18 protein-coding genes are annotated in these 21,738 nt (G+C 52.1%); 6 read left to right on the top strand and 12 right to left on the bottom strand.

Translation table 11 applies throughout. From position 1 onward, the window contains the following. Positions 1-14 precede the first annotated feature (14 nt). From nagZ to ACJJII_RS20670, 3 genes are all read right to left on the bottom strand, one after another. Complete coding sequence (gene nagZ / locus ACJJII_RS20660; protein WP_444917563.1) at positions 15-1,031, bottom strand: beta-N-acetylhexosaminidase; 1,017 nt, start codon at positions 1,029-1,031, stop codon at positions 15-17. A gap of 33 nt (positions 1,032-1,064) precedes the next feature. Continuing rightward, entirely contained in the window at positions 1,065-1,694 is a 630-nt protein-coding gene (locus tag ACJJII_RS20665; protein ID WP_282932323.1) for a TetR/AcrR family transcriptional regulator, read from the bottom strand. A gap of 283 nt (positions 1,695-1,977) precedes the next feature. Beyond that, positions 1,978-2,616, bottom strand: a complete 639-nt coding sequence (locus ACJJII_RS20670) for an LOG family protein (protein ID WP_282932322.1) — start codon at positions 2,614-2,616, stop codon at positions 1,978-1,980. Between the two features lie 160 nt (positions 2,617-2,776). Here ACJJII_RS20670 and lexA point away from each other — a divergent pair, with 160 nt between their 5' ends. Next, the gene (gene lexA / locus ACJJII_RS20675) at positions 2,777-3,382 is read left to right on the top strand and encodes a transcriptional repressor LexA (RefSeq protein WP_413662434.1); all 606 of its coding nucleotides are present in this window, start codon (positions 2,777-2,779) and stop codon (positions 3,380-3,382) included. 63 nt (positions 3,383-3,445) lie between these two features. Here the strand turns inward: lexA and ACJJII_RS20680 are convergent, their stop codons facing one another. The 4 genes from ACJJII_RS20680 to ACJJII_RS20695 all read right to left on the bottom strand — a co-directional run bounded on the left by ACJJII_RS20680 (position 3,446) and on the right by ACJJII_RS20695 (position 7,978). Further along, the gene (locus tag ACJJII_RS20680; protein WP_282932320.1) at positions 3,446-3,703 is read right to left on the bottom strand and encodes a hypothetical protein; all 258 of its coding nucleotides are present in this window, start codon (positions 3,701-3,703) and stop codon (positions 3,446-3,448) included. A gap of 354 nt (positions 3,704-4,057) precedes the next feature. Continuing rightward, positions 4,058-4,549 carry a DUF6586 family protein gene (locus tag ACJJII_RS20685; protein ID WP_282932319.1) on the bottom strand — a complete coding sequence of 164 codons (492 nt, stop codon included), beginning with the start codon at positions 4,547-4,549 and terminating at the stop codon, positions 4,058-4,060. 3 nt (positions 4,550-4,552) lie between these two features. Next, positions 4,553-7,240: a type I DNA topoisomerase gene (gene topA / locus ACJJII_RS20690; RefSeq protein WP_444917564.1), complete on the bottom strand. Its 2,688-nt coding sequence runs from the start codon at positions 7,238-7,240 to the stop codon at positions 4,553-4,555. 207 nt (positions 7,241-7,447) lie between these two features. Further along, on the bottom strand, positions 7,448-7,978 hold the full coding sequence (locus ACJJII_RS20695; RefSeq protein WP_413662436.1) for a hypothetical protein: 531 nt from the start codon (positions 7,976-7,978) through the stop codon (positions 7,448-7,450). Between the two features lie 145 nt (positions 7,979-8,123). Between ACJJII_RS20695 and ACJJII_RS20700 the strand changes: the two genes are divergently transcribed. Next, positions 8,124-8,567, top strand: coding sequence for a universal stress protein (locus ACJJII_RS20700; RefSeq protein ID WP_282932316.1), 444 nt, complete (start codon positions 8,124-8,126; stop codon positions 8,565-8,567). Between the two features lie 53 nt (positions 8,568-8,620). On the opposite strand, the gene ACJJII_RS20705 is transcribed toward ACJJII_RS20700, so the two are convergent. Next, on the bottom strand, positions 8,621-10,486 hold the full coding sequence (locus ACJJII_RS20705; protein WP_413662437.1) for an ATP-binding cassette domain-containing protein: 1,866 nt from the start codon (positions 10,484-10,486) through the stop codon (positions 8,621-8,623). A 156-nt stretch (positions 10,487-10,642) separates the two neighbouring features. Here ACJJII_RS20705 and ACJJII_RS20710 point away from each other — a divergent pair, with 156 nt between their 5' ends. Next, complete coding sequence (locus tag ACJJII_RS20710) at positions 10,643-12,649, top strand: transglycosylase SLT domain-containing protein (RefSeq protein ID WP_413662438.1); 2,007 nt, start codon at positions 10,643-10,645, stop codon at positions 12,647-12,649. A gap of 1 nt (position 12,650) precedes the next feature. On the opposite strand, the gene ACJJII_RS20715 is transcribed toward ACJJII_RS20710, so the two are convergent. Both ACJJII_RS20715 and ACJJII_RS20720 read right to left on the bottom strand, forming a co-directional pair. Next, positions 12,651-12,905 (bottom strand): glutaredoxin family protein, encoded by a 255-nt coding sequence (locus ACJJII_RS20715; RefSeq protein WP_413662439.1) that lies wholly within the window; start codon positions 12,903-12,905, stop codon positions 12,651-12,653. After that, entirely contained in the window at positions 12,902-13,762 is an 861-nt protein-coding gene (locus ACJJII_RS20720; RefSeq protein ID WP_413662440.1) for an FHA domain-containing protein, read from the bottom strand. The genes ACJJII_RS20715 and ACJJII_RS20720 overlap by 4 nt, the downstream gene beginning before the upstream one ends. A gap of 319 nt (positions 13,763-14,081) precedes the next feature. Here ACJJII_RS20720 and ACJJII_RS20725 point away from each other — a divergent pair, with 319 nt between their 5' ends. Both ACJJII_RS20725 and ACJJII_RS20730 read left to right on the top strand, forming a co-directional pair. After that, positions 14,082-14,999, top strand: coding sequence for a PP2C family protein-serine/threonine phosphatase (locus ACJJII_RS20725; RefSeq protein ID WP_413662441.1), 918 nt, complete (start codon positions 14,082-14,084; stop codon positions 14,997-14,999). 17 nt (positions 15,000-15,016) lie between these two features. Continuing rightward, the gene (locus ACJJII_RS20730) at positions 15,017-17,407 is read left to right on the top strand and encodes a bifunctional serine/threonine-protein kinase/formylglycine-generating enzyme family protein (protein WP_413662442.1); all 2,391 of its coding nucleotides are present in this window, start codon (positions 15,017-15,019) and stop codon (positions 17,405-17,407) included. 260 nt (positions 17,408-17,667) lie between these two features. Here ACJJII_RS20730 and rlmKL read toward each other — a convergent pair whose 3' ends face one another. Continuing rightward, on the bottom strand, positions 17,668-19,866 hold the full coding sequence (gene rlmKL, locus ACJJII_RS20735; protein ID WP_413662443.1) for a bifunctional 23S rRNA (guanine(2069)-N(7))-methyltransferase RlmK/23S rRNA (guanine(2445)-N(2))-methyltransferase RlmL: 2,199 nt from the start codon (positions 19,864-19,866) through the stop codon (positions 17,668-17,670). 434 nt (positions 19,867-20,300) lie between these two features. Between rlmKL and rmf the strand changes: the two genes are divergently transcribed. Further along, positions 20,301-20,552, top strand: a complete 252-nt coding sequence (rmf, locus tag ACJJII_RS20740) for a ribosome modulation factor (RefSeq protein WP_108733677.1) — start codon at positions 20,301-20,303, stop codon at positions 20,550-20,552. Positions 20,553-20,616: 64 nt separating this feature from the next. Here the strand turns inward: rmf and ACJJII_RS20745 are convergent, their stop codons facing one another. Then, positions 20,617-21,654 (bottom strand): quinone-dependent dihydroorotate dehydrogenase, encoded by a 1,038-nt coding sequence (locus ACJJII_RS20745; protein WP_444911035.1) that lies wholly within the window; start codon positions 21,652-21,654, stop codon positions 20,617-20,619. Positions 21,655-21,738: the final 84 nt, after the last annotated feature.

Genomic DNA, 21,738 nt, shown 5'->3' on the forward strand with positions numbered 1-21,738 from the left:
CTCAATAACTTATCTCAGCGCATTATGGAAGCTAACCACTCCCTGGTTCTGTGCCAACGCGCACTCTTCTCAAGCTCCTCCCAGGAGCCGATCACCGGCCTGCCACCCATGGCCGACAACCGATGAGTGGACTCCGGTCTGGGCACAAAGGTATCCAGTGCCGCCAGCGCCTCAAAAGCGCCGACACGATTGTTGCATACGATACCCATATCACAACCGGCTTCCAGGGCTGCGCGAATCCTATCGCCATAGCCTCCAGCCGCACCCGCCCCTTCCATAGACAGATCATCACTGAAAATCACTCCATTGAATCCCAGCTGTCGCCGCAATACATCCTGCAGCCAATAGCGGGAGAATCCCACCGACTGGCTATCAATGTTGATGAAGCGGATATGGGCCGGCATCACCGCGGTAAGTTCCTGGGTTCCAATACAATCGATAAACGGAAGTGCATCGGTTGCCATGACCTGATCCAACGAGCGCTTATCCTCTGGCAACTCCACATGACTGTCTTCCAGCACGTGGCCATGCCCCGGAAAATGCTTGCCTGTCGTGGCCATTCCCGCTTCGCGCATCCCTTGGATAAAGGGGCGAGCCAGTGCGGTTAATTGGGCGGGGTCGGGACAAAAACTCCGATCGCCGATCACCCTGCTGTGACTGTCATCCGCATCCAAAACCGGCGCGAAGCTAAAATCCACTCCTACAGCCAGCAACTCTGTGGCCAGCAGCCACCCCACATCCTGCAACTGCTCGTTACTGGCGACAGCACTGAGAGCCTGCATTGAAGGTATTCGCGTAAAGTCATCGCGAAACCGCTGAACCCTACCACCCTCCTGATCTACCGCTAGTAGGATCTCTGGTCGCACCGCACGGATGGAGTTAACCAATTGAATAAGCTGCTGGCGATCCCGATAGTTTCTCGCAAAAAAGATCAGCCCGCCCACCATCGGATGCCGAAGTAAATCACAGTCTTCCTCGGTGAGTTCAAGCCCCTCGATATCCACCATGACCGGTCCGGGTGGTAAAGACATATTAAGTTCCTTATCGATTTAAGAGTGCGCCCACTAATTATCTACCTTCAACATGGCCGAAGCAGCGGGTACCAATCGCTCAAGAGTCTGGGTCAGGGTACTGTCAGAACCGAAATCCTCCCGTAGGATAGCCTCAATCGCATCGTGGCTCGACAGTGTGAAAATGGTCGCTCCCAGCATAAAGTAGAGGCGCCAATAGAAAGTTTCTGGGTCCAAGCCCGGTAACGCTTCAGCCAGCAGTCCGGCAAAACGGCGGTAAGTATCCCCGTATCGAGATACGATAAATCGACGCAAATGCCCCTGGAACTGGGTATAGGCCAATCCTAAAAGACGCATAAATCGCTGTGGATCCTTTCCCTCCAGCCCAAGGCTTCCCAACCCAACTCGATACAGGCATTCGATCAGCTCCTCCACCCCCAGGGGCTGCCCCAGGGCAATACGGCGATCAAGCTCTTCTTCCAGAGCGTTAGTGAAAGGCGTTAAAAAGCGTTCAAATACCGCCTGTATCAATTCTTTCTTGGAGCCGAAATGGTAGTTAACTGCCGCCAGATTAACCCCGGCCGTGCTGGTAATTGTTCTCAATGAGGTTTCAGGAAAACCCCGTTCGGCAAACAGCACTTCCGCTGCATCGAGTATCCGGCTGACCGTATCTATCTGGCTCATAAGTATCAAACCACCATTTAAAACATACGTTTAATCGACGCCAGAGTAGCACATTCTCATTGATCTAGAGCCCGCCAGCTAAGCTCTCCACTCAGCAAAGTACAAGAGTAAAAATAACAGGGAAAAGTATGTCAGGCGGTAAGATCAATACTGCTGGAGTTGATCTTCCGCCAACTTGAGCAAGTACGCCACCCCACCAGCCGACATAGCCTTTTAGTCCGGGGGCAGCTTTAACAAAAATAACTTTGAAAATTTTTTCGGTATTTTAAGATCACCCGAATAATTATTCTTTCACCTGCATATATTTCATAATCAGGGCCGCAGCCTCCTCCACACTATCAACGATATGAAAAAGGTCGAGATCACTGGCATCGATACAATCGCGCTCTAACACTGTATCTACCAACCAATCGTACAGCCCACTCCAGTAACGCTTACCTACCAACACAATTGGGAAACGCCGCACTTTCTGCGTTTGCACCAAGGTAAGAGCTTCAAACAACTCATCCAACGTGCCGTAGCCACCGGGAAGTCCAACGAATCCAAGTGCGTGTTTTACAAACATAAATTTCCGTACAAAAAAGTATCGGAAGTTCAAACTGATGTCCTGATATGGATTTGCCGCCTGTTCAAAAGGCAGCTCTATGTTTAACCCAATTGATGCGCCGGGCTGCCCGAAAGCCCCTCGGTTACAAGCCTCCATCAGCCCCGGCCCACCACCGGTAATCACGGGGATCCCTTCAGCCGCGAGCAACTCTCCCAACTTTACCCCCTGTTGATATTCAGGACTGTCCTCTGTAAATCTCGCCCCTCCAAACACTGTCACTGCACCACCTAACGCTATCAGCCGCTCTATCCCATCTACCAATTCAGACTGAATGCGAAGCACTCTCCAGGCTTCCGGCATTTTTGCATCCAACATTATTTTTCCCTCTTTGTCAGTTCCTTCAACGCTTTCTTCTCTCCTTGCTTTCTCCATCAATGTAGCAGCTCACAAAGACTAAAACCTGAGGATTGCGCGAACAATAAATCTGTATATAATTCCAGCAACTGTATATAAATACAGAAAACTAGGTAAATCTATGACCAATCTCACCGCTCGTCAGTCCCAGGTTCTCGACCTGATCAAGTCCTACCTGGATGAAACAGGCTACCCGCCAACGCGGGCAGAAATTGCCCAGGAGCTCGGCTTCCGCTCGCCCAATGCCGCCGAGGAACACCTGAAAGCGCTCGCCAGAAAAGGCGCCATTGAGATGGTTGCCGGCGCTTCCCGAGGCATTCGAATTCCGGATCACCAATCCGGCTTGCCGATTGTGGGTAGAGTAGCTGCGGGGAATCCCATACTCGCCAGCGAACATATTGAAGATTACTGCGACTTGCCCGCGAGCTTCTTCCACCCCCCCGCAGATTATCTGTTGAGGGTGCATGGTATGAGTATGCGAGATGCGGGCATTCTCGATGGAGACTTGCTGGCAGTGCAAAAGACCGAGCAAGTACGCAATGGCCAAATCGTCGTTGCCCGTATCGATGACGAAGTCACTGTGAAACGCTTTCGCCGCAAGGGAAATCAGGCAACCGTTCAGTTGCTACCTGAAAATGATGACTTTGAGTTAATTCAAGTCGATATGAGAGATAAGAACTTTGTGATTGAGGGATTAGCCGTAGGGGTCATTCGCCAAGCGCCTTAAACCCCTAAAAACGACAACAGCGGCCATTGGCCGCTGTTGATAAAACTCAAACTAACGCTGACGTTAGTGGATAGTATGATTTACCGGCATTAAATCATCTTCTTCCTCGAAGTAACCAGCCTCAAGATCGTCTAGATTTTGTACGGCTTCAATGCCCGCTTCCAACATAGCCCTTGCCACAGCAACCTTGTTCTTGCGCAAAAACTGAAGGCTTTCCGCAGAAAAAGAAATGCTCACCAAAGGGTCCTCTTTGTGGCCAGCACGACGCAAGGCTACATCGCCATTAGCCAGCTCAATTATTTCAAAAGTTTCGGAGGACATTCGCTTTTCCTTCACGGCACAACAGTTTGCGCCCAGTGTACCACAGGCTTGCGATAAGTTTCATTCATCCAATTTGAGGGCTTCTGGCTCCTGACTTTCGAGGCAGTCTATTACCAGTACGCTATATCAAAGAATTACCTAAACCACTCAAGAGATCACAAGAGAAGAGTGAATTGCTTTGCACGTTGCACCGGTTGCGGGTTATGTCGAGTGGGCCACAACTACTCTATTGTGACTCACTCAAAGGACAGCGGAGTTTCCCGCAGAAGTGCGCCTAATATCAACAACCTTCAAAATTCGCAGAAATATTACGAACCTATTCAGAAGTTCACCGAAGTCGAATATGCGTATTAGTTAACACTCATCCAAGTGAGCGCGCTGCCTCACCACCAATTCATTCAGCGAGCGATGCCACTGAAGCAGCAACTCTTTGGACAAAGGTGCAAACTCGGGCTTGGCAACTTCGTTGTGTAGCGGGATTAAATTAACCTGTTGCTGTTTTTCATCAGCACCCACAGATATTTTCTGCTGCTCTTCCCAGGCGTAAAGCATATGGGATAACCAACTCTGCGGGTCGCCGACCAGGCCGGACAGCTCATTGGCCTCTGCACTAGCCCTACCCTGAACGCCCAGCGCATCAATGATCAACTGCGGAGACTCCGGTTCGAACCCCAACTGAAGCTGGGCTGCCTGCTCTGCCAGAAAGGCCCGATAGGCCTTGCACAACTGCATCAACGCTGCCTCTTCCAGCGCATCGCGCTGGAGAGGCAAATCCCACGGCTGTTGCAGCAACAGCTGGCTCTTGCGTAGAGCCGAAGTGACATGAATCGTGTAAGAGTTACTCATTACCTACTTCTTTGCCGCTGTCTTTTTAGCTGCCGGTTTCTTGCGCTTGGCGGCAGTGCTCTTGGTGGAGGCCTCTACTTTCCAACCACCATCACGATAAAAAGCACGCCAACCGGTCGCTTTGCCCTCTTCCTCAGATTGAACATATTGCTCCTGGGTTTTGCGGCTAAATCGAACTACGGTATCCCGCCCACTATCATCTTGCGTCGGCGCAGAGAATAGGAAACTGTACTTTGGATCGATCTCACTCTGGTGAGGCAGCAGCTCTTTAACCAGGGGCGCACGGGTCTCACGATTTTTCGGGAACTGGCTGGCAGCCAGGAATAGACCCGAGGCACCATCGCGCAGGATATAGTGATCCTCAACTTTGATACAGGCCAATTCCGGCATGGGAACCGGGTCCATTTTCGGTGGCGCCGGCTGCCCATTTTTCAGTAGCTTGCGGGTGTTTTTACAGTCTTCATTGGTACAGCCGAAGTACTTGCCGAAGCGACCAGACTTCAACTGCATATCACTGCCACACTTATCGCACTCAATAATGGGGCCGTCATAACCTTTAATTTTAAAAGTGCCCTGCTCAATCTCGTAGCCATTGCAATCCGGGTTATTGCCACAGATATGCAATTTACGCTGCTCATCTAACAGGTAGCTATCCATAGCCGTGCCGCACTTGCCGCAGCGGCGCTTCTCCCGCAGCAACCTGGATTCAGCTTCCTCGTCCTTATCCGCATCGACCGCCTCATCACCAGAAACCAGGTTCATGGTATTGGTACAACGCTCTTTTGGCGGCAGTGCATATCCAGAGCACCCCAGGAATACACCGGTGGAGCCAGTGCGGATCTGCATATGGCGGCCACATTTGGTGCACTCGATATCCGTGTCTGTCGGCGTATTGCGACGCATACCTGCATCGGCAGACTGGGCTTTTTCCAGGCGCCCGGAAAAGTCCTGATAAAACTCATCGAGCAGTTGCTTCCAACCCTTATCGCCGTCGGCAACCGCATCCAGGGATTCCTCCAGGTTTGCGGTAAATCCGTAGTCCATCAGGTTCTTGAAACTTTCGCTGAGACGGTCGGTAACAATATCCCCCATTTTCTCAGCGTAAAAACGACGGTTTTCCAGGCGGACATAACCACGATCCTGGATCGTGGAAATAATGGAAGCATAGGTGGAGGGGCGTCCGATACCGCGCTTCTCCAGTTCCTTAACCAGGGCCGCTTCACTAAACCGCGCAGGCGGCTTGGTAAAGTGCTGTTTGGGATCCAGCTGTTGCAGGGATAGCTTTTCGCCTACCTTCACATCTGGAAGCACCAGATCTTCATCTTTTTTGCCGCTCGGTGGCGCAACTTTCAGGAAACCATCGAAACGAATTACTCGACCCCGCGCACGCAATTCAAAGTCACCTGCGCTGACCACGATTGAAGAGGAAGTAAATTGGGCGGGCGTCATCTGACAGGCCACGAACTGCTGCCAAATCAGGTTGTATAACCTCTCCGCATCCCGCTCAACCCCGGACAACATATTTGGGGCGATACGAACATCGGACGGGCGAATCGCTTCGTGCGCCTCTTGAGCGCCCTCTTTACTGCTGTAGCTATTGGAGCTTTCTGGAAGATACTTATCGCCGTAATTCTCGGCAATATAATCCCGTGCAGATTCCACAGCTTCTTTACTGAGGTTGGTGGAATCTGTACGCATGTAGGTGATATGACCGGCTTCATACAAGCGCTGGGCCAGGGTCATGGTCTTCTTCACACTGAAGCCGAGGCGGTTACTGGCCGCCTGCTGCAAAGTGGAAGTAATAAATGGTGCGCTGGGCTTGGAGCTGGTTGGCTTATCGTCACGGGCGGAAACAACAAACTCACTGGACTGAAGCTGCTTGGCAGCACTCATTGCCAGCTCTTCGTTGGTAGGACGGAAAGCCTCACCAGCCTGCTTTTTCACCTCGAGGCGCAGCTTGGAAGCCTTTGCCGTCGCCGTATCGGCAAACAGGGTCCAGTACTCTTCCGGAATAAACGCGCGAATCTCCCGCTCCCGCTCAACTACGAGACGGACCGCAACAGATTGCACACGCCCCGCAGACAAGCCTCTGGCCACTTTTTCCCACAGTAGAGGGGACACCATATAGCCAACGATTCGATCGAGGAAACGGCGCGCTTGCTGGGCGTTTACCCGATTAATATTCAGACGGCCGGGATCTTTAAAGGCCTCCTGAATCGCAGACTTGGTAATTTCATTAAACACTACTCGGCGGTAGCGATCGTTATCGCCACCAATTGCTTCACGCAAATGCCAGGCAATTGCCTCTCCCTCGCGATCCAAGTCCGTTGCGAGATAGATATGATCGGCGCCTTCGGCGAGTTTTTGTAACTCACTCACCACTTTCTCTTTACCCGGCAGTATCTCGTAGTGGGCTTGCCACTCGTGATCCGGGTCTATCCCCATACGCTTAATCAGCTGATCGCGGTTTTTCTTCCGCTTGTAAGCCTCTTTCGCCTCGGGGGAAAGCTTGCGTGTTTCCGCTGCACGACGGGCGCGCTCCTTTGCGTCAACCGGCTGTTTATTGCCCCCACCTGTGGGCAAATCGCGAATATGGCCGACACTGGACTTCACAACAAAGTCCTTGCCGAGATATTTATTGATGGTTTTCGCTTTGGCCGGTGATTCGACGATGACCAGTGATTTACCCATAAGCCTTTGATTTCAAATGAAAATTTACTGCTATTGCAAGTCTTTCAAGCCCTCTTATCGGGCTTGTGCTGCGCGAATATATAAGCCTCACTTCAAGCGCGGTCAAGCAAAGCTGACAATTTTCCACTCACAGTCACCAAATTTGGCACTGGGCAGTCCGCCTAAATGCGACTCAGTAGACGCTCTTTTACACCGCTAATACGGCAATCAGGACAGCCCCTCAGTCGCCGCGCGCGAACTCACTTTTCGAATAGCTTCTTCTATTAAGGGGGTGTACTCATCAAGCGACGCCATCAGTTTCTGGAAGGCTTGATTGCCTCCTGACTCCGGCCACTGAATACCGAGACCCACTGGTGTTGCAGTAATCGCACAGGCGTCCCGAGGGATTTTTCCCAGTAGCTCGCGCAAATATTTCCATGCCCCTTGCGGAGCTGGCTGGCCATCAGCCCAATCCCAAACACCGGAAAAATTGAGTTCGTGCTCAATCCGTTGCTTATCCAAAACCCACCCCACACTCAGGCCTTTGCGGTTCTGCCAGCGGTGATAATAGACAGCCGCAGTCCCATCACCCAAAGCCGCAGGCAACGCTTGGATTTGCACGGTAATGCCAGCCTGGGCCGCCCGGCTACGCAAATCTGCAAGACGGCTGTCACGGGCATTGGGCTTTAGCCACATCACCGGCCCCAGCACCAAAGCGATGGCAAATCCGACGATAATCACCGGCAACCAATCAGACATAACCACTCCTCATCAGTGGAAAAAAGTGACTATTGTGCGGTGTTCCGCGTGATCTATGTCAATCGGTTTTTTTTGCGGTAGACTCAAAATAGGTGTCACAAGGGTGTTTTTCACAGTCAATAAAAGGGATAGGAGCAGGTAAATTATGGCGAAATACCGACACATCCTCGTGGGCTTGGACCTGTCAAAAGAATCTTCCCAGGTGCTTGATAGGGCCGCTGATATGGCTGAAGCATTTGGTGCGGAGTTAAGCTTACTTCACGCCATTGAGCCCCTGACTTTTGCCTATGGCGGCGACATCCCAATGGACCTCTCCGAGGTACAGGACCAACTACAATCCCAGGCCAAGGAGCAATTGCAAAAAGCCGCCGATCGGCTGGATATCCCCGCAGATCGCCAGCACGTAATACTCGGCCAGCCATCTACTGAGATTCATCGCTTAGCCAAAGATATCGAAGCTGACTTAATCATTATTGGCAGCCACGGTCGTCACGGCTTAGCACTACTACTCGGCTCTACCGCCAACGGCGTTCTCCATGGCGCCAAATGCGATGTTCTGGCGATTCGGGTACATATGGAAGACGAATAATCCTTCAAAATTGGGGAGGGGGAAGCAGCAATAATTGCAGCTTCCCCTTCAACTTAGTCGTCTCCCCCCTCCAGCTCTGACCAGCGTTCAAATGCCTCTTCGAGCTGGGCTTGTCTTTCCGTCAGGGTGTTCAGCTTAGCCTGCACCAACGCCTGCTCCTGCTGATAAAAACTGGGGTCGGCAACCTCTTGCTCAATACCCCCTATCTCTTCTTCCAAAGACTCAATCAAGGCGGGCAGGCTATCCAGCTCTCTTTGAAGCTTATAGCTCAGTTTCTTTTTCTTCGCCGGAGCCGCCTCCTGGGACTGGGGCTTTTCCTTTGGTTTACTAGCAGCTGGCTTAACTTCTTTCAGCTCAGCGACAAAGCTGCCACCTTGGCGCACAAAATCTCCATAACCACCCACGTATTCACGGATGCGGCCATCCCCCTCAAATGCGAGGCATGAGCCCACCACATTATCCAGGAAAGCACGGTCATGGCTCACCAGCAGAACCGTTCCGCCAAAGTCCAGGAGTAACTGTTCAAGCAGCTCCAGGGTTTCTACATCCAGGTCATTGGTGGGCTCGTCGAGCACCAAAATATTGGCGGGCTGGCTAAACAATTTTGCCAGCAAGGCGCGATTTCGCTCTCCACCACTCAAGGCGCTGACTTTAGTACGGGCTTTAACACCACTAAAAAGAAAATCGGCCAAATAAGACATTACGTGGCGGCTTTTACCACCAATAGTCACTGAGTCGCGCCCTTCGGCAACATTATCGAGCACAGTCAAATCGGGATTCAGCTGATCCCGGCGCTGATCGAAATAGGCCACTTGCTGCTTGGTACCCAGGCGCACACTCCCCCCCTGGGACTTTAGCTCTCCCAGCAGCAATTTGATCAGGGTACTTTTGCCGACACCATTGGGGCCTATTAGGCCAACGCGGTCTCCGCGCATCAGCGTGAATGATAAATCCCTAATCAACGGTTGCTCATCGGGATACGCAAAAGTGACGCCCTTCAACTCAGCAACCAATTTGCCGGACATCTCACCGCTATCCAGTGCCATCTTGGCTATACCCTGCTGGGACCGGCGCGCTTCCCTTTGGCGACGCAGTGCTTGAAGCGCTCTTACCCGTCCCTCATTACGGGTTCGGCGAGCCTTGATGCCCTGGCGAATCCAGGCCTCTTCCTGTGCCAACTTCTTGTCGAAAAGAGCTTCATTTTTTGCCTCTTCTTCAAGAAGCTTCTCTTTTTCTTCCTGGTAACGGTCGAACTTGCAGCGAAATGTCCGCAGGTGTCCACGATCCAAATCCCATACGCTGGTGGCCAAACGTTGTGCCAATGCACGATCATGGCTCACAAACAAAAGAGCGCCACGATAGCTGGCGAGGAAATTCTCAAGCCATTCGACTGCAGCAATATCCAGGTGGTTGGTTGGCTCATCCAGTATCAGCAGATCAGGCTCCACCACCAAAGCGCGAGCCAGAGCAGCACGGCGCTGCCAGCCACCGGAAAGGTCGGCAACCTTTTCGTCTGCATCGAGCCCCAAACGATCTAATACACTGTCCACTTTCGGCAGCAGCTCCCAACCGTGAGCCGCTTCGATTTTGGCTTGTAGCTCTGCTGTGGGGGAGTCCCTGTACGCCGACAAAACAGCGCCTATTTCGCCCAAACCCATAGCCACATATCCGTAGACAGAATCGGGGCAATCGGCAGGTAACTCCTGCTCCAAAACCGCTTGAACCATACCGCTGGCACGAACAATCTCGCCGCTATCCGCGTCAACTTGCCCCGCTATCAAGCGCAACAGGCTGGATTTCCCCTCCCCATTACGCCCCACAAGGCATATACGATCTCCACGCTCAACTTTTGCGCTGACATTGTCTGCCAGTACCTGGGTCCCGTAACGAAGACTGACCCCATCCAATAGAAGCAACATAAATAGGCACTACAATTATCAAACCCGAACCTCAATCCCGCTGATGAAAGAAGCGAAGCCGGCTCTTTCGGGTTCTGTGAAAAATCAGCTATTTTACGCGTTTTTACCGTATAGTCAGTCATAGCTGGAAACACACGTCCAACTGAGGTAATTGAGATGTCAGCTGACGCAAAAGGAATCGCGCTTCTTTCTGCCCTAATCATCACCTGTCTCTGCACAGCCGTGCCCACTAATGCACAATCTGTTCAGTCAACCGCTATCGCACCGGAAGTATCCGAAGATAATCGTGCGGCGCAGAGAGAAAAGCTGCGCCAGGCCCGGCAGGCGATAAAATACAAGGATCGACGGCAACTTCGAGCACTTAAAGCTGAGCTCAAAGATTATCCCCTCGCTGCTTATATTGACTATTGGGCGCTCAGTGAAAAACTGCACCAACTGCCCTTAAAAGAAGTTGATCAATTCCTGGAGAGCAACAGAGGCACGGCTATTGGCGACTGGATGATGGTCAGGTTGTTGCGCCAACTCGGTAGTCAAAAAAAGTTCTCGACTTACCTGCGCTATTACCAACCTTCGCAACACAGTCGCACCTCCCTCCACTGCTATTACGCCGATGCCCTATCGCGCCGAGACGGCTATCAGGCAGAAACACAGCAGTTGATATCAGAACTCTGGCTTGTTGGGCGGTCCCAAGTCGAGGAGTGCGACCCCGTTTTTGCCCGCTGGATGAAAAACGGCGGCTTGACGCAGGAACTCGCTTGGAAGCGGCACCTGCTGGCAGTCGAAGAAGGCAATCTCGATTTGGCACGTTATATCGCCAAAAAAATGACGCCAGCACAAGCAGAGAAAGCCAAACTTTTACGCTCGGTCCATCGCAACCCACAGAAGCTTCTCACTGACACCAAGTTCGCCTACAACCCACTGGAATATCGCGATATCGTGTTGCACGGATTGCACCAATTGGCGAAAAAAGACGCGATCAAAGCTGAAACTGCGTGGCACCGCTATCAGGCCAGCTACTTGTTTTCCGATGCCCAACAAGAAGCCATGTTCAAGCACTTGGCGCGTCAATTTGCTCGCCAGGATAATATGCAGCGCTTGCAACAGCTGGTTGAACATCACACAGTGACCGATGGCCGTACCATCGAGTGGCTAGCCAGACAATCCCTACGTGAATTAAATTGGCAACAGGTCGCGTTCTGGATTGACCGCCTGCCAGAGGAGAAACAACAACTCGACCGGTGGATATATTGGAAAGCCCGCTCACTGGAAGAACTTTATGGCACAGAAAGTTCCGAAGCTTCCTCCCACCTTTACCGCAAAGCCGCCCGCAATCGCAGTTACTACGGTTTCCTTGCCGCTGATACCTTGGGGCAACAGTACAGCTTTGAGCACCGGCCGGCACCAATCACCCCCATTCAAGTGCAGGAGATGGCAAAGCGCCCCGAACTGCTGAGGGCCCGAGAATTACAAGCGATAGGCGAACTCTTCCATGCCCGAAGGGAATGGAGCTATGCCACAAGAGCTATGGACCACCAGGAATTACTTGCGGCTGGCAAAGTAGCTAGCGCCTGGGGTTGGTACCATAAATCAATCCAGTCAGTGCTTGCGGCTGACTACCTCGACGACTTGGAGCTGCGATTCCCACTCGCTTTTTCCGATATTGTTCACGATGTGAGCAAACAGGTTGGTGCCCAGAGCTCGGCACTAGAGCCATATCTGATTTACGCTGTGGCACGACAAGAGAGCCACTTTAGCCACGATGCAAAATCCAGCTCCGGGGCCCTGGGACTTATGCAATTGCTCCCATCCACGGCAAAAGCTACTGCACGCAGAGCGGGGGTGCGCTATCGACGCAGCTGGGACCTTTTGAGCCCCAATACTAACATTGCGCTGGGCAGCTTTTACTTAAGTAGCTTACTTAACCGCTTTGACAATAACCGCTTTCTGGCAGCCGCCGCCTATAATGCCGGGCCAACCCGCGTAGCGGGATGGCTAAAAGAGACCCGAAAACAGCTGCCCTATGATGTGTGGATTGAAACCATTCCATTCCGGGAAACGCGTAATTATGTGCAAAATGTACTCGCCTATTCTGTAATTTACGCCTACCGAAGCGGCACCAAGCTGCAACTATTAAGGGAGAGTGAAGCTGCGAGCCGGCTGTAATTTAAAGCCTCTCCTTCAGCCAATCTTGCAATTGGACCTGGTCAAACGGCCAACCGCAAACATCGTCGGGGTCTCCAAGGCCAACCACCGGAATGCGGATAGAAAAGCGCTCCATTAACGCTTCATCCTCGGCGATATCCACCTCGCGAAGACGCAAGTTGAATTTTTCCAGGGCAGGCCAAATTTCAATTTTGGCTTTTTCGCACAGGCCGCAACCCAAAGTGGTGTAGAGCAAAAGCTCTTTTATATCGCTCATCCAAAAACCCCCTGGCTGCTGCCCCAGAGATATCCCGCAACACTTAGCGCAAGCCCCACTATTAAAAGCCACGTTTTACTTTTAGCCTTTGGCTTATCGACTTCCTCAGGTACCTCCTCGGACAAACTGGGTTGCACTGCGTAGGGGACTGTATCGGCTTCTCCAGAGACAGAGGTAGAACTGGGCAATTCGAACTCCGGCAAAGCCGGGCGTACAGCCGTGCGGTTGTTATCGTCAGCTGGGCCGACAATTGAAAAACTTAAAGTGTCGAGCCGGAGCTCATCTCCCCTGCGCACCCGACTCTCACTAACCTTTCTATTATTGACAAAAGTCCCATTTGCCGAACCTAAGTCAATAACGAACAGTAAGCCCTCCCTTACTTCGAGACGAGCGTGCCTACGCGAAAGATGAGAAAGCGAAAAAGTTATATCACACTCATCGGAGCGCCCAATTACCGCACTCTCTTTCACAGGGAACACCTTTCCTGCAATAGCCCGGTGATTGGCTCTTAGCGCCCAGGCAACGCCCTGATTCGAAGCAGCCTTAGGGGGGCCAGACTTAAGCTTAGTTACCTTAGGGTCGATTACCTGGAGTAAACGGCTGCCCACTTTGACCTGATCGTTTATTTTTAACTGGCACGGCGTACCAGTTGGCTGACCATTAAGCAAGACACGGGCCGCGCCCGACAAATTGTGCAAAGTCAGAACATCGCCATTAACCGCAATTTTAAGGTGCGACTTCGCTACGGAATCATCGGCAATACACAAGTCACTACTCTGCGCCCGCCCCACAGTTACTCCCGGCGATACCAGCCATACGCTCTGGCTGAGATCATTGACATCACAAAGTTTGAGCATCGAAATCGCTCCTAAAGCCAAAATGGCCGTGTGAAATTGGCCAATTATTGAAGACAGTGAGCTTAACTAATGTTAAAAAGCAGCCGAAACACTCACTTTTATTGATAAAGTTGAGTTTATCATGGGCGATATCATTAGCGTGTGATTCGGTTTGCAGCTTAAAATGGCCCAAAGGTCTAGTATTTAACAGATTCAGCGATGACCTACAAAGTGATCGGCAACTTGAATAAGCCGAGAGCACAACAGGGAAGAGGCGTGTGATTACCGGAGGGTTATCACCGTTAGAAAGATTAAATAAATTACAGGTAGTTGCACGCCAGTGAGTGAAGCCAAAGTACGCGAAGTATCACGGCACAGCGGGATAGTTCAGCAAAGCAAAGACGCTACACGCAGTGCCGGCGCAACCCATACCGGCTATAAGCGTGAACAGAACGAAGATGCCTATTGGGCTGCGGAAGACAAAGGTATCTGGGTTGTAGCCGATGGCCTTGGCGGTCACCACGCTGGTGAACTCGCGAGCAAAACTGTTGTTGAAGAAATCCAAAAGTCAGCGGAAACTGACAAGCACTACGAGCGTGCCTTGCAAAAAGCGCACGCCCTTTTACTGGGCGATGAACAAACCACAGCCAATATGGGCTCTACTGCGGTCGTTGTTGCTGAAGAGGGTGACTACTTTCATATCTACTGGGTTGGAGACAGCCGCGCTTACCTCTGGGCTCCCGAAGGCACAACAGGGAAGCTCACCCAACTAACCAGCGACCACTCCTACGTACAGATGTTGATGGATTCAGGCGCTATCAACTCCGAAGAAGCCGCAATTCACCCCAACCGGCATGTAATTACCCGATGTATCGGCGGTAGTACCAACCCCAAACTCGAAGTGGACCGAGTCTCCTATCGCTGGGCAGCAGGACAGAGACTACTCATCTGCAGCGATGGACTTAGTTCGGAAGTACCAGCAAATTCAATCAGCCAGATATTGACAGAAAACAGTGATACACACAGAGCAACAGAACTTCTAATCGCTGCAGCATTGGATGCAGGAGGCAAAGATAACGTCACTGTTCAGGTCATAGATGCCCCATCCACAGCGCAACCTTCTTCTACCGCATCCCTCAACCCAATTAGCGAGCCCACCCTGCCCGGCTCCACACTCAGAAAGTATCGCCCCTTCATTCTCCTCTTCACAGTCGCCTTAGCCACCGCAGTTGCCTACGGACTTTCAACTCTGCTTTAAGATAGGGAAAGCACTTCATGGAAGTCGTCAATAGCGGCACCTCTTCACTGCAGATACCGGGCTACCGCATCCTCAAGAAGATCAATCAGGGGGGAATGTCCTCAGTCTACCTGGCTATACAGCGCAGTGTGGGCCGGCAGGTGGCACTAAAAGTTATGTCGCCAGTATTGAACGCTGATCCAATATTCAGTGAGCGGTTCCAGCGGGAAGCAAATATCGTTGGGCAGCTGTCACACCCAAATATCGTCGGTATTCACGATATTGGCCGCTACCGCAGCCTGAACTATATCGCCATGGACTACATGCCTGGGGGCTCGGTCGCAGAGCGTTTAAGCAAAGGTGGGCTTGAGCCTCTTGAGGCGCTTAATGTTGTGCGCCAGATAGCCATGGCCCTAGACCACTCCCACAGCAAGGGCTATGTACACCGAGACCTGAAACCGGAGAATATCCTGTTTCGCGAAGACGGATCGGCCGTACTCAGTGATTTTGGGGTTGCCCGGGCTATCGCGAGAACCACCCGTATGACTAACAGCGGGATGGTTGTGGGAACCCCTCACTATATGAGCCCGGAACAAGCTCGCGGAGCAGCGGTTGACGGTCGTGCCGACCTGTATAGCCTGGGAGTTGTTTTCTATGAAATGCTCACAGGAGCCGTGCCCTATCAGGCAGACGAAGCCGTCGCCATTGCAATAAAGCACCTCACCGACCCAATACCGCGATTGCCAGCCCGATACGCACTTTATCAGCCTCTACTTGATCACTTCCTGGCCAAAGATCCGGATAAGCGATTTCAACGCGGCCTGGATATCGCCGATGCCGCAGATGATTTGGTTGCAGCCCTCGCCGGAAAGCCGGCCAACCAAATCAGCCAGCTCAACAATTCAACTTTAAAAACTTCCAGCTTGGCAAAAGCACTTGTACTGACCATTTACGGCAGTGTGGCAGACCAACTCGGGAGAGTTGCTTCCAGTTGGAAACGGAAGGAAACGCCCGAGAAGCCAGAGCGTAAGGAGCAGGATACTGTTGTACGCCTGCGGCAGTTCCTCGCTGAGCCAACAAAACACAAGCGCTCCTGGCTTATGAGCAGCTTTATCGCTGTTGGCCTTACCTCAACCTGGGGCCTGTATAGCATCGTTGATCACAAGGCCGGCTGGCAACTTGGACTACCTATATTGGACGGCGCTGCCGATTTTACAGCTGCCACCCTACTAGGTACCGCGGAGCAGCCTGCCAATATTGCTCCAAATTCAAATACAGAGTCTGCGCCAACTGAATCAGCAGCAGATGCCCTAGACTCACAGGTACAAGTTACCCAGCTAAATCTACCTTCCTCGCTCAATGCAGATGCACAACTACCCCTCAGTGGTAATCAGGCACTGATTGCCAGGAGTAATATTGAGCCCCCAAAAGTTCTCACGCCTGAGCCTGCAGAGCCAAGAGCAGAGAACCAACCCAAGCTGTACAGCCTAACGATTAACACAAAGCCGTCTGATGCCCGTGTGCGGATTATGAACATAGCCCCCCGCTACCAGCCGGGGCTTGAATTGAGCCCAGGCAAATATGATGTGGAAGTGAGTAAACGGGGCTTCAGTAAAGTTCGCCAGTGGGTCTTGCTGGAAGAACAAAACCTCGAAGTGGCGATCGAGCTGGAACCTGCCTACTTTATCGGCAAGCGATTTCAATCTGAATTATCCTCTGGTGGCTTGGGCCCGAAAATGGTCGCAGTGGGAGCAGGCAGCTTTACCATGGGCAATAACCAGCGGCGATTGGCCAGCCCTGCGCACAGGGTAAATGTAGAGCAGGACTTTGCTATATCCATCTATGAGGTCACCTTTGCCGAATACGATCGTTTCGCCGAGGCCACCGGCAGTGCTAAACCCAGCGATGCAGGCTGGGGGCGCGGCGATAGACCGGTAATTAATGTGACCTGGCGGGACGCACAAAGGTATGTGAAGTGGCTGTCAAAGGAGTCTGGTAAGCAGTATCGGCTGGCCAGTGAAGCCGAGTGGGAGTACGCAGCCCGGGGAGGTAGTTCCCACCAATACTGGTGGGCTTCCAGCGACGTCCGGGGAAAAGCGAATTGCCGCAGGGGTTGCTCTAGCGAATTTACAAAGCTGTTCAGTATCAGTACAGCTCCCGTAGGGCATTACCAGGCGAATCCTTTTGGCCTTTTTGACACTGCAGGGAACGTGGCTGAGTGGGTGGAAGACTGCTACCAAGCTGGATACAACCCAACAAAAACTACTTCAGCGCCTATAAAGATTAACGGCTGCCAACTTCATTCTGTAAGGGGCGGCTCAATGCGTGATACCTCTAGTAAGATTTCTTCTGACTACCGAAAAGGCCTCAATGAAACCGCGCGCTCAAAGGATGTGGGGATACGGGTTGTAATGGATCTGAATGAATAGATCCGAGCTCACAGCGAATCGGGTTTCTGTGGTTGTACCGTCAACTTTCGCTATCTTTTTATTTATGCAAAGTTCTAGCTGAAAGCCGCTGGCCCAAATTAACCTAGAATTGAATTACAAGTAAATTGACACTGGACGGCGATTTACCTCCAGCTTGTAAAATCCCTCAATTTCAATGGTCAAAACCTATTAGACCTTAGGTATCTTAGGCCGGCTATTAAATCAAGCCGGCCATAAATCACTAAAGCGTTAGTACCACCCTACTTCAGCCGGAGCTCCCAAACATTGTGAATTTTTGGGTTGCGCTGAAAGTCCTTATCCAAAAGGTTCAGCTTCTCTACCGAATATTCACTGGAAACGTCCTCGTCCATCTTAAAGCTGCGCAAGTTGTTGGAAAACACCAAGCGACCTTGAGGCGACAACAGGGACATACACTGACGAATCAATTTCCCGTGGTCCCTCTGAATATCTAATACCCCGCTCATCTTCGCGGAATTGGAGAAACTCGGGGGGTCCATGAATATTAAATCGTAATGGCCTTTCCTGTTCTGTTGAGCAGATTCAAGCCACTGTAAACAATCGGCCTCGACCAACTGATGGCGATAAGGATCCATGTTATTAGCACGGAAATTTTGTCCCGCCCAGTTTTGATAGGTTCGCGACATATCGACACTAGTGCTTTGCTTGCAACCACCCAGAGCCGCTTGGACCGTCGCACTGGCTGTATAGCAGAAAAGGTTTAGGAATGTTTTACCGGCAGAAATCTCTCGTAGATATTTGCGCACCGGGCGATGATCGAGGAAAAGCCCTGTATCCAGGTAGCTCCACAGATCTACCGCCAACTCAGCACCATACTCCCCAACCCAGAGCTCCTTTCTGGATTCCGTCTGCTTCTGGTACTGACTGCCACCCTTACCTCCGCCCTTGTGGCTGTGGCGACGGCGTTCTTTAATACTGATATTCGCGCGAGGCAATTCGAGCACGGACTGAAGGGCCCTTAACAAATCGCGCAAGCGCCCCCGAGCCTTCTCTTCCTCGATAGTGGCCGGCGGACGATACTCCTGCAAATGCGCGTACACGGCGCCATCTAGGGTTTTATAGATATCGATCGCCGCAGCATACTCAGGCAAGTCCGCATCGTAGAGGCGGTAACAATCCACGCCACTCCTCGCGGCCCATTTACCCGTAGTGCGCAGATTTTTGCGCAAGCGATTTGCTACCATCTCCGCCTGGGGTGACAACTTCGGCCCAGCAGCTTCACTCGCCGCCGCCCCACTTTGCGCACGAACCTCAAACATCAGCAACTGACTGGGGATACTGCCATTGTATAGCTGGTACTGCTTGTGAGAGCGTAAACCGGTGGCATAACCCAGTTCCGGATTGCCGGTAAACACACCGACCAACCAGCCCGGGAACTCCGCCTTTAACTGCCGCCCCAGTTCAAAATAGGTCTCCCGCAGAGCTTCCTGCTCACCCAAGCGCTCACCGTAGGGCGGGTTTGTCAAAACCAATCCCGCTTTGACTTCTCTATGGCTCGGTACCCTAAACCCTGCTACTGGGCGGCAACTCACTCGCACCTGGCGCTCCAGACCGGCCCGGGCAATATTAGCCTCAGCCGCAAACAAGACTTTCGCATCGGCATCGTAACCGCGAATCTCTGGCAGTTCGCGCGCCAGGCCAACGCCTTGACGCTGCAATGCCTCCTCGCGAAGCTCATTCCAAATATCGCTTTGATGGTTCAGCCAGCGCTCAAAACCAAAGCTATCCCGCATTAATCCCGGTGCCATATCCGCAGCGATCATCGCCGCCTCCACCAGAATAGTGCCCGAGCCACACATCGGGTCGAGCAAGGCTCCACCCTGCTCAGCAATCTTTGGCCAGCCGGCTCGCAGCAACAGTGCTGCCGCAAGGTTCTCTTTCAGTGGGGCTGCACCGATATGGGTTCGGTAGCCACGGCGATGCAAGCTGTCACCGCTTAGATCGATGGCGATATCCAACTTATCCCGATGCAAGCGCAGGGCAACCGTCAAATCTGGATGATGTTTATCAATACTTGGACGGGCTCCCGACTGGCGGCGAAGGCGGTCGACAATGGCATCTTTTGCTTTTTGAGCACCGAACTGACTATTGCGGATCTCTCGATTGGTCCCAGAGAATTGCATCCACAGTTTGCCCGAGGGGCGAATGTGGAGTTCCCAGGGTTGCTCGGCAACTGCTTGGTAGAGGTCTTCAGCGGTGGCTACATGCACCTGCGCCAAACGCAACATAATGCGGTTTGCCAAGCGACTCCACAGACAGCAGCGGTAAGCCAGCTTCAGGGAGCCGGAAAAATACACTGCCGCCGGCTGCTCCCTTACAGACCCTGCACCCAGGTCGCGTAATTCATTAGCGAGCAGTCCCTCTATTCCCTTGGGACACGTAGCCGTAAACTCAAATTCTTCAGTTTGTAAATCTGTCAAAATACTTACTCATTAAGCTCCTCCTGCGGAGGAAGTTTTGTGCGTCAATGAAGACTGCCCACTTAAAGCTGCCGGCAAAGTCTGCGCCGCCAGTACGCACAAATAAAACTTGGAGGCAAAACCTTTACAGTCCCCAACTAGGGAAATTGAGCGCTATCGCCTTGCCCCAAAAGAGGACGATTATCCCATTTTGTGGCAGAAGAGAATACGCCCTGCCATTAATTACTACCTGCCCCATAAGTCATACTGTCATCTAGAGATATTTTCCGATTCCCACGCAGCCACTTTACTCTTACTAATAAGGTGGATTGGGTCGGTCCGTTCACAGACTTATTTCCTTCACTAAAATTCATTGAGAGACACCCCAAATAGAGCCGTTTGCGAACCTGCCGACAAACTGTCCACAGACCGACAAAGTAGAGGTGCCGTATACGATGAAACGCCAAAAACGAAATCACGCCGACAGGGCATTTTACAAGGGCTATTTGGCAGCCCTGAACAACAAGTCTATGGATAGCTGCCCATTTGTCGAAGAGGATCCTCATCAGGAGTGGATCAATGGTTGGCGTGAGGGGCGGGAAGATTACTGGAATGGCTTCGACAGAGTGACCAAGGCGCAAAAACTGGAGATTTATGGCGCCGTTTCTACCGACATCCAATACCCTGACGGGTGGAGCACCATTTAGCGATGGCAAGTGGGGCTTATCGTCAAAAGCCCCCCTTTTCCTAGAAGTCAGCGACTGATACAGCTTACCCTTGCCCTGTTCGGCGGCGCTCCAAAGCAATTGCCTCTGCCGCCTCACGAATCAATTCAGGCCCCCGATAGATGAAACCGGTATACATCTGTACGGCAGTCGCCCCAGCACGAATCTTTTCAGCCGCACTGTCACCATCAAAAATACCGCCAACCCCAATAATCGGGATCTGCTTGCTCAACTCTTTCGATAACAGCTCGATGACCTTGGTGGATTGCGCTCTCAGGGGTTTTCCGCTCAAACCGCCCTCTTCGCTACCATGGGGCAGCTTGGCGACTGAAGACTTATCGATCGTCGTATTGGTAGCGATCACGCCATCGATATCGTACTCACACAGCGCCTCAGCTATCTGCGCCACCGCATCGCCTTCCATATCCGGGGCAATCTTGACGGCAACAGGGACGTAGCGATCACTCTTTTGAGCCAGCTCCATCTGCTTGTCTTTGATGCTGCCCAGCAAGCGATTGAGACTGTCACCAAACTGGAGGTCACGTAGCCCTTTGGTATTGGGAGAAGAAACGTTGGCAGTGATGTAGTCGGCGTAGCGGTACACCTTCTCCATACACAGGCAGTAGTCATCGGCGGCCTTTTCCACTGGAGTATCTAAGTTCTTACCCACATTAATCCCCAAAACACCGCTATAACGGCGCTTTTTCACTCTTTCAATCAGGTAGTCAACACCGAGGTTGTTAAAACCCATACGGTTAATAATCGCATCGGCCTCTTCCACCCTAAACAGCCTTGGCAGCGGATTGCCGGGTTGGGGACGCGGTGTCACGGTGCCCACTTCAACAAACCCGAATCCCAGGGCTCCGAAACCATTAAAGGCCTGCGCATTCTTATCCAGACCAGCGGCCAAACCAACTGGGTTGGGTAGAGTGAGCCCCATCAACTCGACCGGATCATCCGGCACCGACTTTTTGTACAGGGACATCAAACCGAGACGCTCTGCAGCGCCAATGGCATCAATCGACAAATGGTGGGCCCGCTCAGGGTCAAGCGCAAACAAGGCTTTACGCAGTGTTGAATACATACCTTTCCTTACGTGGGGAGGCGAACCCTTCAGAAAAACGAAGGGCTCTATCTTGTGATGACGATACTACAGGGACCTTTGAGC

This window comes from Microbulbifer maximicatervae (SeqCode) (genome assembly GCF_052467825.1).